Source organism: Piscirickettsia salmonis LF-89 = ATCC VR-1361 (assembly GCF_000297215.2).
Classification (GTDB): domain Bacteria; phylum Pseudomonadota; class Gammaproteobacteria; order Piscirickettsiales; family Piscirickettsiaceae; genus Piscirickettsia; species Piscirickettsia salmonis.
This window is the reverse complement of sequence record NZ_AMFF02000019.1, coordinates 1-15,996: the sequence shown is the minus strand read 5'-3', so window position 1 is coordinate 15,996 and position 15,996 is coordinate 1. Positions and strand designations below refer to the sequence as shown.

Sequence of the window (15,996 nt, the reverse complement as noted above, 5' to 3'; positions counted from 1 at the left end):
GATGAGGCAAGGTTGTAGGAGGAGTGTTATGCATAAGGTCTTAATGGTTGATGATGATCAAGAGCTCTGTCAGTTGGTCCAAACGTTTTTTACGAAACATTTTTTAGATATTGATGCAGTGCATACTGGGGCGGCTGCTGTAGAAAAAGTAAAGCAAGGTCAATATGATGCAATGATTCTTGATCAGAACTTACCTGATATCCATGGGCTGGAGCTGTGTGAGAAGCTGCGCAAGCATTATCAAGGTCCTGTTTTGATTTTAAGTGGCGAAGGCGGCGAAGTTGCGCGCGTTTTAGGTCTGCGTGCGGGTGCGGATGATTATTTGGAAAAGCCATTTAGTCGTCATGAATTATTAGAGCGGATGAGAAAACTGATTGAGCGGTGTGGTCGTAGTGCTCATGCGCTGAGGGCAGCACCTGAAGAAGGGACGTATCGTTTTGCTGATTTTGAAGGTTATACTTTGGACTTTTATGAGCGTATGTTACGTCCGCATGATAATCAAGAGAAAAGCATTCAGCTAACGGATGTTGAGTTTAAAATTTTATCGAGCTTGGTTATGCGCAATAATGCCCTAGTGCGTCGCGAAGATATCGAACAACTGACCATTGAAAATGATGACAATAGTCGCTCTTTTGATGTGCATATTAGTCGAATTCGTAAAAAATTGGGCAATAATGCAATGATTAAAACCATTCATGGCCATGGTTATATGATGGTTGGTGCATGTCAATTTAGTTAATTAATATTATTTGGCGTGGCCTAACTTGAACAAAAAAAAACATCATGGTGTGGGGCCATTGCCCCACATTCAACAATACTGGTTGATCTCTATTATTTTGACTTTAAATTTAGCGATTTTTATTGCCAGTGCAGTCTATGGTTACCGTCATTATTTTCGTGAACATCATCTAGGGCAGCGTATTCAAGATTATCATCAGACGTTAACTCAGATTACTGACCCTCTCGCTTTTCGCCGAGTATTACAAGATTTTGATGACAGTGCTCACTTTAATGCCTTTTTGTATAGCCAACCTCCAGAGCGCCCAGAAGGTGAGGCTTCGGTGTGTGATTATCAAGAGGGTAGTCAGGCGCTGCAGCATTTACATTTACCTGAATTAACGGCAACACAGCCGTGCTTGCTTATTACTATTTATTATCCAAAAGTTAAATATTGGGTGCGGTTTTTATTTACCTATCATGATATTTGGCGTGATGTAATCTTATCATTGATCCTATTAGCCCAGTTTTTAACCAGTATTTATTTAGTGATACGCCTGATTAGCATTCGAGCGAAGTTAGCGACACAGGTGTTATCTTATAAGGGACAATCGGTGATGGAGATTGGTCGAAATCTGAGGCCAAAAGATCAACTTGATTATGCCATTTGTGATGTAATTCGTGAGAAAACCAGTTTTATTTCAGCACTGGCCCATGATGTTAAAACACCATTAGCACGTCTTGGTTTAAAAATAGAAGATTTAGAACTAGCGCCGGACTCTCATACTAGCTTGATGCGTGATTTTAATATGTTGAAAGATCTGATTGCCAGTGCTGAGCGTTTTGTCAAAGAAGGTGCTGTGGTCGCTCCTGAGCAGTTTGTGACAATCAATGCGGCTAATTTTTTAACCAATATTATTCAAGATTACCAAGAGTTTGCAGCATCTATCCATTTAAATATTGATGTTGCCGCAACAGTTGCTCTGTATGGTGATTATTCGGCACTGCGTCGAGCGATTGAAAATTTATTGAATAATGCCTTGCATGCTGCGGACTCCTGTTTAGTTTACTTGCGTCAAGAGAGTGATCAGGTGCTGATTAAAATAGAAAATGAGGGACAGATTGACCCTGTGGTTTTAACCAGCTTATTTGAGCCGTATCATAGCTCCCGAGGTTCAACGGGGCTTGGCCTTGCCATTGTCAAAGTCATCATTGAAGCACACTGTGGCCAGGTAAGTTTAGAAAATCGAGCCAATAAAATGGTGTGTGCTTGTATTCGCCTACCCATTGATGTGACGATGCTAGGCGCCTGAAGCGTCTTTGGTATACAATGAGATCGTTTGTTCCATCATTAATGTTATAAGAGTTAAGGGGATAACATGGGCGGTCCATTTGCGCAGGCAGGTACATTGATTATTGATGTCATCTTTGGTTTATATATCATGATTGTAATGCTGCGCTTCTTATTGCAGTGGGTTAAGGCGGATTTTTATAATCCGATCTGTCAGTTTTTAATCAAAGTCTCAAATCCTTTATTATTGCCATTGCGCCGTATTATCCCGGGTTTGGCTGGGTTAGATCTATCTGCCATTGTCTTGATTATTTTACTGCAACTTATTGAATCAAGTTTGATTTTCTTTATTAGCGGATATCCTATGGGCAATATTATTGCTTTATTGCTTTATTCTGTCGGCATGGTTTTAAGCACTCTGTTTAAACTCTATTTTTATGCAATTATTATTCAGTCGATTGTGAGTTGGTTTAATCAAGGCTACAACCCTATTGTTGAAATACTACACCGTCTAACAGACCCACTACTTAGGCCAGTGCGTCGTATCATGCCTGATATGGGAGGAATAGACTTATCGCCCATTCCTGTCTTACTGATTTTATTAATATTGCCAATTCTAGTCAGCACGCCGATGACTGCATATGCTTTACAGTTGATGGCGATGAGTAGCTGATATTTAAAACATAAAAATAAATTAACGTAAATAAATATAACTATTTGAATGAAGGTTAAGTGTGCATGCTTGAGACAGTAGAATTATTGATGGGTGATAAAGCAGACGCCAGTGTGATTTGGTTGCATGGTTTAGGGGCAGATGGCCATGATTTTGCACCGATAGTGCCGGAGCTCGGTTTAGGTAAGGCGGCAAATATGCGCTTTATTTTTCCCCATGCACCGCAGCGTCCGATTACCTTAAATGGAGGCATGGTTATGCGTGGTTGGTATGATATCGTCAGTTTAGGCTTTGATCGTAGTGAAGATGCTGCTGGAATTAAAGAATCTTATCAGCAATTGCTCGAGCTTATTAATAAAGAAAAAGAGCGCGGTATTCGTTCTGATCGTATTATTTTAGCTGGTTTTTCGCAAGGTGGCGCCATTGCCCTGTATACAGCTACGCGTTTAAAAGAGAAAGTTGCTGGAGTGATTGCTCTTTCGACGTATTTACCTTTAGCTGGTGATCTATCAAAAGAAAAACACAGCAGCAATGTTGATACGCCAATATTAATGGTGCATGGTACCGAGGATCCGATTGTGCCTTACCTACTCGGGGAAGAGAGTCAGCGCGTACTGGAACGTGAAGGTTTCACTGTTGACTGGCATCATTACCCGATGCAGCACAGTGTTTGTCCTGAAGAAATTCGTCTAATTGGTAGCTGGCTGCAACAGAGGTTAGGCTAGATTGTGAAAAAACAGCTGATTAAAATTGCAACACGTCAAAGTCCACTAGCCCTCTGGCAAGCACATTATGTTCGTAAGCAGTTAGAGTATTGTCACCCTGAAGATATTCGTGTGGAGCTGGTGCCAATTATTACCCAAGGCGATAAAATTCTTGATACGCCTTTGGCAAAAATAGGCGGCAAGGGTCTATTTGTGAAGGAAATTGAAACCGCACTGTTGGATGGGCGAGCTGATTTAGCGGTACATTCCCTTAAAGATGTGCCGATGGTCTTGCCTGAGGGTTTAGTGTTACAGACTGTTTGTGAGCGTGATGACCCACGGGACGCTCTGGTGTCTAATCATTATGCAAGCTTAGCTGATTTGCCAGATCATGCAGTGATAGGAACCTGTAGCTTAAGGCGTCAGTGTCAGTTGAAAGCGTCATTGCCGAATCTACAGGTTAAGCCTTTGCGTGGTAATGTCGGCACGCGTTTGAGCAAACTTGATGCGGGGCAGTTTGACGCGATCATTCTTGCAGCTGCAGGTCTACAGCGTTTACAGCTATCAGAACGTATTCGTGAGTACTTAAAACCTGAGCTGATATTACCCGCAGTTGGACAAGGTGCGGTAGCGATAGAGTGTCGAGCAGATGATGCGATCTTGCATGCACGGCTTGTGCCATTGCATCATGAGGTGACAGCACGTTGTGTCCTGGCTGAGCGAGCGATGAATCACGCCTTGAATGGCGGCTGTCAGGTGCCGATTGCAGGTTTTGCAGTGTTAGATGATCAGGGCGAGATTTACTTGCAAGGCCGTGTCGGTAGCCCCGAAGGTGATGTACTATTAAATGTTGAGAAAAGTGGCGCTGACCCTGAGCAGTTAGGTCAGGTCGTTGCAAATGAGTTGCTTGCTCTGGGGGCGGGCAAAATCTTAGCTCAGGTCTATACATGAGTCGAGGCCTTTATCTTCCCCTAGCGGGTTTAACCATTGCGATAACGCGACCACCGCAATATGGCGTGGAGTTGCAGCAATATTTAACTGATTTTGGTGCCGCGGTGATGATGGCGCCGACTTTAAAGTTAGTTAGCCAACCGGTTGCTGTGAATGTGGGTGAGCAATTAAAATCAGTAGATTGTATCGTTTTTATTAGTCAATTTGCTGTGCATGCTTTTTTTGAGCAATTAAATAATATTGGCCCATTCAGTAAATTAGATAAGCAATACTTTGCAATTGGTAAGAAGACGGCTCAGGTGTTAGAAAAGTATGGCATTATAGCAGACTGTCCTGTTATTGTTGCAAATAGTGAGGCTTTATTAGATTTACCGGCGTTAAGGCCCGCTGAAATTACCGGGAAGAGTGTGTTGATTGTGCGAGGTGGCTGTGGCCGCGAGTATTTGGCGGAGCAGCTTAAAGCACGAGGCAGTGCGGTGCATTATTTAGATGTGTATCGACGACAATGCCCTTATAATTTGCCTAACGCATTTATAGATGCAGTCGCTCAGCAGCGTATTGATGTAGTGATTGTGACCAGTGTTGTAAGCATGCTGAATTTATATCAGTTATTATCACAATATGATCTACAAGATCGCTTAGTGACTTTTAAACTCTGTGTGACTAGTTCCCGTATTGGTCAGATTGTATTGGCTAGAAATTTAGTGCCGCAGGGGCAATTAATTGTTGCTAAGAGCGCAGAACCTAGAGAGATTGCTCGGGTATTAGGGGCAGGAGAGATAATGTGACAGAGCAAGTGACAGAAAGAGGACGGTCTGCAAAAAAAAATCCACTGGGGAAAAAATATTATTTTTTTCTTATCGCGACCGTGTTACTGCTTATTATCTGTGTGGCGTTGGCTGCTGGTTTGGGCTTAGGTTACCAGCAATTTGTGGCTGTTAAAAAACAGTTTGCCGGTAGCAATCAAGAGATTGTTACGCTACAAACAACGCAGCGGCAACTTACAGCCAATATCACGCGCTTAGAAATGGCGCAGCAAAAAATTAGCCACACTGTCAGTGTTAATCGTCAGGAGACAGTCAGTGCATTAGATACGCTTAGGCGGCAGCAGTCTCAACATACTATTCAGCCTATTACAGCGAAAATAGACTTATATCCATTATTATTAATGGCGCAGTATTTACCAAAGGCTCAAGCCATAGCCTTGCTTGTGCAACTTAAAACACAGCCGACAGTAGTGAATCAGCAGGTGTTAGCACAGGCTTTAACCGTTGATATACAAGCATTACAAAACAGTGGAGAGACAGATTGGTCTGGTATTTACCAGCGTATTCAGTTATTACATGATTTGTTGCCGAAGCTAACATATCAAGAGCCTGAATCAATAGAAAAGAATAATGTGGGTAGTGCTTATACCTCTACAAGTAAATTTGCTGAGTATTGGCAGAAAATTAAAAATAAACTGAGTACATTGATTGTCATTGAACGCCAGGGTGATGGCAAGGTTAACCAGAAATTGCGGCGTCAATTAACTGAGTTATCAGCCACTGTAATAAATTTAAATCAAGCGGGTTATCAGGAACAATTGCAGAAAATTTCTATTACAGTACAGGCTGATTTTAAAAAAGATCGAGTACAGCAGCAATGGCTTAAAAATTTAACATGGTTAGAAAGCCAATCTATCGCTCTGCCTGCTATAACCTTGCAGAGTTTAAAGGTGCTTCGACAGGCTCAGCGTGGCGAGGGGAATTAATATGAGGTTACTATTTGGCATAGGTCTGTTGATAGCCGCTGTGGTTGCGGGCGTTTATTTAAATGCCTATCAGGGCGAGGTGAGTGTGCAGTTTGGCGCGTTTTTACTGCATGTGCCTTTATGGTTGGTAATGATTAGCCTGATTATTATGATCACCCTTTGGATCGTATTAAAGTCAATTGTTGTTGGGTTGTGGAATTACCCGAGTCGTTGGGCACGTAGTCAGGCAAGGCGTCGTCGTGCAAAACAAAAAGAAGCATTAAAAAAAGCATTAAAAGGCTTTATATCAGGTCGCTATGCTGAAGCTGAGCATTATTTTGTTCAATCTCGAGGTGAGATACTCGATGGTGAAGCTCAGTTGCTTGCCGCTCAAGCGGCTCATCAACAGGGCCTGACCCAGCAGTGCGAATATTACTTACAAGAGGCCAGAAAGCAAGGTGTGGATCGGATCGATATTGACGTGATGCGTGCGCGTCATGCGTTAGATCGAGGAGATGGGTCAGTCGCGTTGAAAATTGCTGAAACCATAGCACATCACTGCCCCAAACAGGTTGATACTTTATACTTACGGCTTGAATGTTATCGTATGCTCAGCCAGTGGTCATTGCTGATTCAGCTGATCCCTGAGTTAAAACAATATACCCACATGAGTAAAGAGGCGCGTGAAGCGATTCTTATTGAAGCTTATCAGGGGCAATTGATTGCTTTAAGTCAGGAAAAGGGAGTGCAGGAATTACATGAACTTTGGAGGGCCGTGCCGCGCTCATTAAAGAAACACCCTGTGGTTTTAATTGCTTATGCGGATGCTTTAAGCGCTCATCAGCAAGGCAGTGAGGCGGAGAAGCTACTTGTTAAGCAGCTGAATCAGTCTTTTGATGCTCCTTTATTAAGCTGCTACAGTCGTTTGCAAGGGACTGATGCTAATAAACAGTTTGCGCAAGTGCAAAAGTGGCAGTTGGAGCAGCCAGAAACGCTAGCCATTGATCATGCGTTGGCACGCTTGGCAGTACGAGCGAAACACTACGATAAAGCACGTTTGTATTATAAAAAAGCGCTAGAGCGCTCAAAAGATTATCAAATAGAATTAGAGTATGCAGAATTACTTGCCAGGCTTGGAGATCAGCGTCAAGCCTTAGAGTATTTTAGAGCCCAGCTCAGTCACGAGCACTAACTCTTTACACTATATTAAATTTTTACTTACATAAAAATTACATTAAGTCTGCCCTGATTATGGTACATTACTTACATAGTAAATTCATATTGTTTTTAGGGGAGTGTCGTCATGAAAAGCATTTTATCTTACTTGAAATGTAAATTCTCACTGCTATTTTTAGTATTTAAAAAAGAAGAAAGTAGCTTGATTAATTTAGTTGATGATAATGCTGTAAACACACCTCTGTTAGAGAAAGTTAATTATTTTTATGATGATTCTGAAGATTTATATCAGTATGAAGTAACGAATTTGCATATTTAATGATTGATTGCGTGTGAGAAGAAGAAGAGGAGTTAGTTAAATGAATACAACTAATTCATGCCAAAAGTGTGGTGGTAATATGACGGGACAAGTTGTATCTGTTCATCACACATGTATGGACTGTCGCTTTATTTTAGAGCGAGAACTAGAAAATCAATTACTGAGGCAGAAATCTGAGTATTGTGGTATTATTGGTGTTCTAAATCAGAATGAAACACAAGAAAGTGTAAATTCGAGTCATCAGTGTCATTTAGGTTGATTTTAATATAGTGTTCTTATTTTAACTTTGCTAGTATAGGTTGATGATTATTAAGAATTATTTAATTTAAAACGGCTGTTAGAGTTGTAGTATGGATCAGGTTGTAGAAGATACTCAAGAATCTTTTGAATTTTTACTGAAGCTTGCTAAGAGCAACAAAGGTCCGGCCTTAGAGAAGTTTGTAGAAAAACATAAAAAATTATTAAAGCAGCGTGGTGAAGATCAACTCACCCCGCTGCAACTTGCTATTTGTTCAGGATCAATAGAGACTGCGTTGCTTTTTATGCAATACGGTGGTTTACCGGCGTTGCGGGCGAAGTTTTATAGTCAAAAAAACAAATCGTCGATTATTCACTATTGTCTTGCCCGTGGTTGGGACACGATTAAATCTGAACACTCTAAGTTATCTTTTGGTGCGTTTATTCAAGCTGCAGCACCGATTATGGGTGAGCGCTTATTTGCACTGCGTGATATTTATGGTATCAATCCATTGGGTGTGGCGGTATTTAGTGGCCAGGCCGTGGCAACAAAATTCTTGTTAGGGTTGGAGTTTTGTAAAACAACAATGGTTAAACATGAATATGAATTAGTAACTAAATTACGTGAGGCCCGTTAATTATGGCAGGTGGATATTTACAGACTTTTCGAACGGATCGAACGGGATCCGAGTCAATGCATGGATCGACAGAAAGTGGTGTCAGTCAATGCATGGAATTAGTTAATGAGCGCATGGTGAGTGGCGATCAGAAAAATAAGTTTACATCATCAGCTTCCACTTCCATCTTTTTTGACCATTCCCAAGGTGAAGGTACAGGGAACTCTCAGAGTCATGATGGGCCTACTACTAGGTCGGATTTTGGATAAAACTATAATTCACTGAAAAAAAACATTTTTTACAAGAAGTATGGTTAATGTCCTACATTAGGACACAGGATTTGTCTCTCGGCATAACCTGGTATCACCCACTACACTATTGATTATAGACAGGAGGGTTATGCCATGAAACCAGTTGAATATATTTTTAGCGCCATTCAAGAGCATTATCCTGAGAGTTATGCGCTCTTGCAAAGTACAGACTTTGATTTTAATGGCCTAAGTGTTAATCCAGATGACCTATGTGACGATCAAGCTGCGTGGATTAATCAGTCGTTTGCGTGGGTAGATGAACTGATTGCTGATTTCGCCCATCTTAAAGAAAATGCATCTTTTGATGATTTCCTGCAATATTACAATGAAGCTGTTCATTTTTATATTGCTAAACCTGAAACATTTAAACTATTATTTTTAGTCGCTTTAGTCAAAGTAAAAGACTGGGGTGAAGAACTAACCGTCTATTACGACCCTTGCCCAGAACATAAATTGCATTAAGCTGGCGGGCTTAATGAATAAGCATTTGATATGTAATTTATAAGATATGGAAGATGCATTGGCGATTGATCACTGCACAGTGATGGATACTGTGAATAATATAGTAAATGCCGAGTAGGGCCAAAATCAGCCCGGATAACTTACAAAGTTGCATAAACCAATAAGCAGAACGGTTTTTTGTACCTAACCTAAAGCGCGCATAGCTTGCTAAGATAATGAGCAATAGATAAGCAGTAAAGCCAATATAGCCAGGAATGGCAAAAACCTGGCTGCCAAAGTAACTGAAGATAATAAATATCAGGATAATCATTGTTTAATTCAGCTGTGGCTTAATGTTATTAACAAGGCTGCAGTAGATTGTTGAAATGCTTTGATTTTAACATGGTTATGATTACAGCTGCTAGCGCTGGGTAAAGTCAGGGGCCCTTTGAGGATAACGCTGACCAGTAGGCTGGCTTACCTTACGCCAATATTGTTTTTTTGAATGAGCAAAAAATGGGGTATAAGGCCTTTCATTTGTGTGTTGCTGCTTGCTATGGTTAATTCTAGTAGATCGGCGAGGCATAGGCTTAGAGTAATCATAACATCGCTTAGCTTCGCATTGGTCTCTGGGGTCACCACTTATTTGAGCTGCTTGAGTAAAGGCATGCGCAGCGGACTCAAAATCCCCTAGTTCAATATAGCATTTTGCTATTTGGCGTTGATCTCTCGGGTCATCACTGATTTGAGCTGCTTGACTAAAGGCATGCGCAGCAGATTCAAAATCTCCTATTTCAATATAGCATTTTGCTATTTGGCGCTGATCTCTCGGGTCACCACTGATTTGAGCTGCTTGACTAAAGGCATGTGCAGCAGATTCAAAATCTCCTATTTCAATATAGCATTTTGCTATTTGGCGTTGATCTCTAGCGTCTCTACTTACTTTAGCCGCTTTTTTAAATGTATATATAGCAGACCTAAAATCTTTTGCTTTAATATAGTGAATTCCGGCGATACGCCAGTCCTTGGGGTGATTATCAATTTTAGCTGCTTGCTCAAATGTATATGCAACAGATTTAAAGTCTTTACTTCGAGTATAAAAATGTCCAGCCTCACGCCAGTCTTTTGAATGACCACTTATTTTAGCGACTTCATTAAATGCATGTGCAGCAAGTAGAAAATCTCCATGTTGGCGATGGAAGTCTCCAGCCGCGCGCCACGACAACATCGTTAGTGTGTTAATGAAGCGATTATTTTCACCACTGATGCAGTTTGTATCTGCATAAAGAGTTTTAAAGCCAGCACATGAAGCACTTTGAATATGCAAAAGTGCATTATCAACAAAACAAACGTCTAATTGTGTATGTTGGTGAGCTATTTGATATAAAGTTTGGGTTTTATCCAAATTATATTTTTGGCTGCCATAAAACAAAGATAGGCCCCTAAATACATTTCTTAGTTTTAAATCAATGTTAAACTCAACATGAAAAAAATATTTAATTTGTTGAGCGCTTAAGTTTGAAGCAGTAACAACAGCTATATCTCCATCCGCGTTAATTATACGACGAAATAGTTGAGCTAGTTTATTTTTATTTAGAGTGTAGCAAACATCACTACCTCCATAAGGGTTGGATACACTGGGAGTTAAATTAACATTACTATTTAAAAGAGCCGGACGTGTTGATAAAACAGTTTCGTCTAAGTCCATAACGAGCATAAGAGGCATACTTTCAACTCCATCTTTTATAAATTTCCTTAAGCTTTAAGTTTAGTGTTGGATTCTATTGCAATAAGAACTTTTTTTTCAAGGAATTTTTACTGTTTAAGGTGATCTTTAAAATTTATTTATATTATTTCTGTGTTTCTTATCGATTTTCTATATTTTGGGATCATTAATAAAGATCCCACGCTGCGAGCCATGGAGTGAGGTACGCGACGCGTACGAATTTTAAATTTTAAAAAAAGGAACGTATACAGTGTTGTTGGTGTGAGTGTTCGTCAATAAAAAACTTGTAATGAAGTGCAGAAAAGTTAAACTGTCTGTAATTTTTTCTTACAGTTTATTGTTGTAAATATAATCTGTTTAGATTAAGGGTATAGTATGCGATTGCCACCATTACGCTCTTTGCAAGTATTTATTTGCGCTGCCAAACACTTGAATTTTACTCGGGCAGCTGAAGAATTATTTGTAACACATGTTTCTGTGAGTTTGCAGGTGAAGCAGCTTGAAGACTACTTGGGGGTGAAGTTATTTCGTAAGGTGGGGCGTAGGCTTGAGTTAACGGCCTTTGCTGCAGATTATGCACGCACTTTACAAGCAGCATTTGATCAAATTGAGCAAGCCACTGAGCACTTTTTGCTTGCCAATGAGCATAATAATTTGCTGAATGTTATCGTGCCGAATATTTTTGCTATGCGTTGGTTAATGCCAAAATTATCAGAATTTCAAGAGCAATACCCACATATTGAAGTGCGTTTATGTTCGCCAAATTATAAGGGGCAAGATTATATTCGTAAACTGGAGCAAGGGGCTGCTGATATCGTAATTTGCTTAGATTTTGATGCTGATTTTACTGGGAAAAAATTACATTGTAATTTTATTTTTCAAGAAGAATTAGTATTAGTTTGTCACCCTGATTATGAGGTGGCAAAAACGAAGCAACTGACTGCTGAAACAACATTATTATTAATGAATACGGTATATCGCAAACAGCTTTGGCGGCAATATTTAAAAGGATTAACCGGGCAAGAGCATGATTTAGCTGATTATCGTACGATGGTTTTTCAAGATTCTAATCAGGTGATTCATGCGGCAAGTAATGGCTTGGGAGTTGGCCTTGCTAACCGTAGTTATATTGATGAGTTAGTTTATTTAAATCGCTTGGTTATTCCAATGGACCTGAGTATCCCGGGAGGACGCTATGAGTGCTTAACCAGTGAGCAGGATGTAAAACGAGAAAAAGTACAGATTTTCCGACATTGGTTATTATCTATGATTCGTTAGGTATTAAATTTAGAAAAAGTTGAGTGAATGATTTAAATAACAAAGGAAAAGTTAGCATGGATGGATATTTTAAAGTATTTATAGTAATAATTATTGTTGTACTATATGGTTGTAGTAGTCATTTGCAAAGAGCTGAGAAAAAAGCAAAAAGTGCAGGCTTTCATTTTGAACTATTAGCTACAAGTGGTTTTCAGTTAGTAAGTGTTTATAGAGTATCACCTGAAATCAAGTTTACACAGGTCTATATCGAAGGAGATGGTTTAGCATGGCTGGATCGCTATCGTTTGTCAGCAAATCCGACACCTAGGGATGATATGGTGTTAGAGTTAGCATTGAGTGACCCCACGCCTAATGTGATCTATATTGCTAGGCCTTGTCAGTATACACCTGTTGAATTAAATCCACTATGTACTGCTAAATATTGGTCTAGCCATCGTTTTTCTCCTGAGGTGGTTAGTAGTATTTCACAGGCATTGGACTTATTAAAAATTAAGTTTCCAAATTTGCAGTTTCATTTGATTGGTTACTCTGGCGGTGGTGCTGTGGCAGCATTACTTGCCGCATCACGGTCAGATATTTTGGCACTGACTACGTTGGCTGGAAATTTAGATCATGATGCTGTGAATACGCATCATCAAGTGGACCAAATGCCTGAGTCTTTAAACGCGATTGATATTGCAAAAAAACTTAAAAAACTACCACAGCGACATTTTATTGGCATTAATGACGAGGTTGTGCCTAAGTTTATTGCTAAGCGCTTTTTAGCACGCATGGGCGATTCGGCTTGTAGTGTTCTAGTGCCTGTAAATGTCACACATCACCAAGGTTGGCCTGAGGTTTGGCGTCAGCAATTACATAATCACTGGCGTTGCTCACCATTTTCGCATGATTTAGGTGATTTAAGTTAATTTAAAAAAATTTAAATTTAATGTTAAGCTGAAGTTATAGATGATCAAGATGATTTTTTGCTTTTTATCTACGCTATTTTTATTTTTTATTTCTTAAAAATAACGCTGAATATTAGCGTGACTATGTCCTTTTTTACTCTTGTGAGCGTAGAGCAGTCAGGCAAGGTTAGCTTGAATAATATTGTGCTGAATTGAACTACAATTTGATAGCGATTGCACTGCAATTTGATAGCGATTTTTTTATAAAAAGTAATGTCATAAGGTATTTGCTTTAGAGTTTTTTAAAGGCATCATAGCCAACTTTGTTATAGTCGACTTGTAAAATTTGGCTAAGTTGAGGTAGCGCTGTAGGTAATCTGGTGACTATCTTATGCTTGGTAAGTTACATTGCTGTTAATTGCTGTGTAATTTTTTTGGCTGTGATCTTGATCAGGCTGAGCAATCAGAACAATGGCTTTTAGAGCTGTTTAGGCCCTATAATTTGGCTCGCTTGTTGAAGTATATGACAGGGTATTTTTACTGCTAGCGCTTAAAGTGTCTTTTGGTACAATAAGCGGCTAGAGTAAAGAGGGGAAGAACGTGCGCTTAAATGATGAACAACGAGCAGCAGTGCATTACCGCCAAGGGCCATTATTGGTGTTGGCAGGTGCTGGCAGTGGTAAAACACGGGTGATTACACAGAAGATTGTTCATCTTGTTCAAGACTGCGGCCTTGCTGCTAAACGAATTATTGCTGTGACGTTTACGAATAAAGCTGCACGTGAAATGAAACAGCGTATTAGCCAAAATTTGTCACGTCAGGACATGCGTGGTCTGACGGTATCGACGTTTCATAATTTAGGTTTAACGATTATTAAACGTGAAGCACGTGCCCTAGGCTTTAAGCCGGGAGTGAGCATTTTTGATGCTGCCGATAGTTTATCTTTATTAAAGGAGCTTTCAGAGCAAGAGCTTACTTTAAGCAAAGAAGCTTTGGAGCGTGTACAGACACGAATTTCTAATTGGAAGAATGATTTAATCTTGGCTGATCAGGCACTGCATCATGCTGTTGATGAATTTGAGCAAAAGGCGGCACTGCTGTACCAAGAATATCAACGCTGTTTAAAAGCGTATAATGCCGTTGACTTTGATGATTTGATTTTATCGCCAGTACAATTATTAAAAAATCAGCCTGATATTTTAGAAAAGTGGCAGCATAAAGTGGGTTATATGTTGGTCGATGAGTATCAAGATACCAATATGAGTCAGTATTTATTAATTAAATTACTCGTTGGGCAAAGTGGCCAGCTCACGGTGGTGGGTGATGATGATCAGTCGATTTATACCTGGCGTGGTGCGCGCCCTGAGAATTTGGCTGAATTACAGCAGGACTTTCCCCATTTAAGAGTGATTAAGCTTGAGCAAAATTATCGTTCTTTTGGCCGTATTTTAAAATGTGCGAATACATTGATTGCTAATAATTCGCATTTATTTGATAAAAAGTTGTGGAGTGCTCTGGGCTTTGGTGACCCTTTAAAAGTCATTTATGCGAGTGATGAAGAAAATGAAGCTGAACGCGTGGTGGCTGAAATTTTAAGTCATAAATTTAAACAAGGTGCGCGTTATGCTGATTATGCGATTTTATACCGTGGTAATCATCAATCACGGATGTTTGAACAAATGCTGCGTAAGCAACGCGTGCCTTATCGCTTAACAGGGGGAACATCGTTTTTCTCTCGCACTGAAATTAAAGATATCATGGCTTATTTACGTCTATTGGTAAATCCTGATGATGACAATGCCTTTTTGCGAGTAATTAATGTGCCACGGCGTGAAATTGGCCCGACGACAGTGCGCGGCTTAGGTGAATATGCGGCGAAGCGCGAGGTGAGTCTGATGGATGCTTGCTATGAGATGGGAGTGATTGATGTTTTACCTGCCGCAGCCTTGGAAAAGTTAACTGTATTTACACGCTTTATCAGTGAAATTGCAGAGCGAGCAAAAAATCGGCCCATTGAAACGATTCGAGAGATGTTACACGCCATTGACTATGACCTGTGGCTGATGGATACGGCAAGTTCGCCTAAAAGCGGTGAAAAACGAGTTGAAAATGCCAGAGAGCTGGTTGCATGGTTAGAGCGTATGGTTGCAAGTAATGAGACTGAGGAAGTTTCATTGCAAGAGCTAGTGTCGAAGATGATGCTGATTGATATGCTTGATCGTCAGCAAGAAGAAGGTAGTGAAGATGAAGTGCAGCTGATGACACTGCATGCAGCAAAAGGGCTAGAGTTCCCTTATGTGTTTTTAGTGGGCATGGAAGAGGAGTTACTACCACATCGAACGAGCATTGATGAGGATAATATCGAAGAAGAGCGCAGACTGGCTTATGTTGGTATTACCCGCGCGCAACGGGCTTTATATTTTACTGTGGTGATGGAGCGTCGTCGCCAAGGTGAAAAAGTCGCGACAACCCCGAGTCGTTTTTTAGCAGAATTGCCTGCGGATGATCTTGAGCACGAAGGGCGACCATGTGATAGTACCCCTGAACAGCGTCGTCAAAAGGGTAGTGAAAAATTGGCGATGCTTAAAGAAATGCTTGCAGCAAGTTAATCGCCCTCCGTCATCTGAAGTGCAACACTACTCTATACTAAGCCGCCATCAAATACTCTAAAAAAACATGATTAGGTGAGCAATAATTCAAACTCGCTCTTCTTCTGGTGTTCAATGTATGCTCTATTTTTGCTATTTCTTTGTCACTAATTTCATTAAAATCTGTCCCTTTAGGTAGAAAACGCCTTATCAAACCATTTGTGTGCTCATTTAGACCTCTATCACAAGAACGATAAGGTCTAGCAAAGTAAAAGTCTGCTTCAGTGATCTTTGAAATGGCCTCATGACCCGCAAACTCTGTTCCATTGTCAGAGGTGATGGTTTTA

Annotated in this window: 18 protein-coding genes; 15 read left to right on the top strand and 3 right to left on the bottom strand. The window is 40.3% G+C overall.

All coding sequences use genetic code 11. From position 1 onward, the window contains the following. Nucleotides 1-28: 28 nt before the first annotated feature. The 12 genes from C200_RS02070 to C200_RS02010 all read left to right on the top strand — a co-directional run bounded on the left by C200_RS02070 (nt 29) and on the right by C200_RS02010 (nt 9,190). Nucleotides 29-739, top strand: coding sequence for a response regulator transcription factor (locus C200_RS02070; protein WP_016209581.1), 711 nt, complete (start codon nt 29-31; stop codon nt 737-739). A 25-nt stretch (nt 740-764) separates the two neighbouring features. Beyond that, entirely contained in the window at nt 765-2,030 is a 1,266-nt protein-coding gene (locus C200_RS02065) for a sensor histidine kinase (protein ID WP_230383341.1), read from the top strand. Between the two features lie 66 nt (nt 2,031-2,096). Next, nucleotides 2,097-2,681, top strand: coding sequence for a YggT family protein (locus tag C200_RS02060; protein ID WP_016209598.1), 585 nt, complete (start codon nt 2,097-2,099; stop codon nt 2,679-2,681). A gap of 65 nt (nt 2,682-2,746) precedes the next feature. Next, nucleotides 2,747-3,406, top strand: a complete 660-nt coding sequence (locus tag C200_RS02055; protein ID WP_032126223.1) for an alpha/beta hydrolase — start codon at nt 2,747-2,749, stop codon at nt 3,404-3,406. 3 nt (nt 3,407-3,409) lie between these two features. Next, nucleotides 3,410-4,336 (top strand): hydroxymethylbilane synthase, encoded by a 927-nt coding sequence (hemC, locus tag C200_RS02050; protein WP_016209604.1) that lies wholly within the window; start codon nt 3,410-3,412, stop codon nt 4,334-4,336. Then, a complete protein-coding gene (locus tag C200_RS02045; RefSeq protein WP_016209605.1) occupies nt 4,333-5,124 on the top strand; it encodes a uroporphyrinogen-III synthase in 792 nt (263 codons plus the stop codon). Before hemC ends, C200_RS02045 begins: the two co-directional genes overlap by 4 nt. Continuing rightward, nucleotides 5,121-6,089 carry a uroporphyrinogen-III C-methyltransferase gene (locus tag C200_RS02040; protein ID WP_016209594.1) on the top strand — a complete coding sequence of 323 codons (969 nt, stop codon included), beginning with the start codon at nt 5,121-5,123 and terminating at the stop codon, nt 6,087-6,089. Before C200_RS02045 ends, C200_RS02040 begins: the two co-directional genes overlap by 4 nt. A 1-nt stretch (nt 6,090) precedes the next feature. Continuing rightward, nucleotides 6,091-7,260, top strand: coding sequence for a heme biosynthesis protein HemY (locus C200_RS02035; protein WP_032126224.1), 1,170 nt, complete (start codon nt 6,091-6,093; stop codon nt 7,258-7,260). Between the two features lie 111 nt (nt 7,261-7,371). Then, nucleotides 7,372-7,563 (top strand): hypothetical protein, encoded by a 192-nt coding sequence (locus C200_RS02030; protein WP_016209611.1) that lies wholly within the window; start codon nt 7,372-7,374, stop codon nt 7,561-7,563. Between the two features lie 40 nt (nt 7,564-7,603). Further along, complete coding sequence (locus C200_RS02025) at nt 7,604-7,822, top strand: hypothetical protein (RefSeq protein WP_032126225.1); 219 nt, start codon at nt 7,604-7,606, stop codon at nt 7,820-7,822. Nucleotides 7,823-7,913: 91 nt separating this feature from the next. Continuing rightward, the gene (locus C200_RS02020) at nt 7,914-8,438 is read left to right on the top strand and encodes an ankyrin repeat family protein (RefSeq protein ID WP_016209580.1); all 525 of its coding nucleotides are present in this window, start codon (nt 7,914-7,916) and stop codon (nt 8,436-8,438) included. Nucleotides 8,439-8,821: 383 nt separating this feature from the next. Further along, entirely contained in the window at nt 8,822-9,190 is a 369-nt protein-coding gene (locus tag C200_RS02010) for a hypothetical protein (protein WP_016209612.1), read from the top strand. 37 nt (nt 9,191-9,227) lie between these two features. Here C200_RS02010 and C200_RS02005 read toward each other — a convergent pair whose 3' ends face one another. Next, on the bottom strand, nt 9,228-9,500 hold the full coding sequence (locus tag C200_RS02005; protein WP_016209595.1) for a hypothetical protein: 273 nt from the start codon (nt 9,498-9,500) through the stop codon (nt 9,228-9,230). Between the two features lie 90 nt (nt 9,501-9,590). Further along, nucleotides 9,591-10,895 (bottom strand): tetratricopeptide repeat protein, encoded by a 1,305-nt coding sequence (locus C200_RS02000; protein ID WP_129556429.1) that lies wholly within the window; start codon nt 10,893-10,895, stop codon nt 9,591-9,593. 375 nt (nt 10,896-11,270) lie between these two features. Between C200_RS02000 and C200_RS01995 the strand changes: the two genes are divergently transcribed. The 3 genes from C200_RS01995 (at nt 11,271) to rep (ending at nt 15,670) form a co-directional block, all read left to right on the top strand. Next, nucleotides 11,271-12,173 carry a LysR substrate-binding domain-containing protein gene (locus tag C200_RS01995; RefSeq protein ID WP_016211692.1) on the top strand — a complete coding sequence of 301 codons (903 nt, stop codon included), beginning with the start codon at nt 11,271-11,273 and terminating at the stop codon, nt 12,171-12,173. Nucleotides 12,174-12,229: 56 nt separating this feature from the next. Next, on the top strand, nt 12,230-13,081 hold the full coding sequence (locus tag C200_RS01990; protein WP_051307362.1) for a hypothetical protein: 852 nt from the start codon (nt 12,230-12,232) through the stop codon (nt 13,079-13,081). A gap of 579 nt (nt 13,082-13,660) precedes the next feature. Next, nucleotides 13,661-15,670 carry a DNA helicase Rep gene (rep, locus tag C200_RS01985; protein WP_016211694.1) on the top strand — a complete coding sequence of 670 codons (2,010 nt, stop codon included), beginning with the start codon at nt 13,661-13,663 and terminating at the stop codon, nt 15,668-15,670. A 37-nt stretch (nt 15,671-15,707) separates the two neighbouring features. Here the strand turns inward: rep and C200_RS01980 are convergent. After that, nucleotides 15,708-15,996 (bottom strand): IS30 family transposase (locus tag C200_RS01980; RefSeq protein WP_033923653.1); only part of this gene is annotated, 289 nt, incomplete at its 5' end.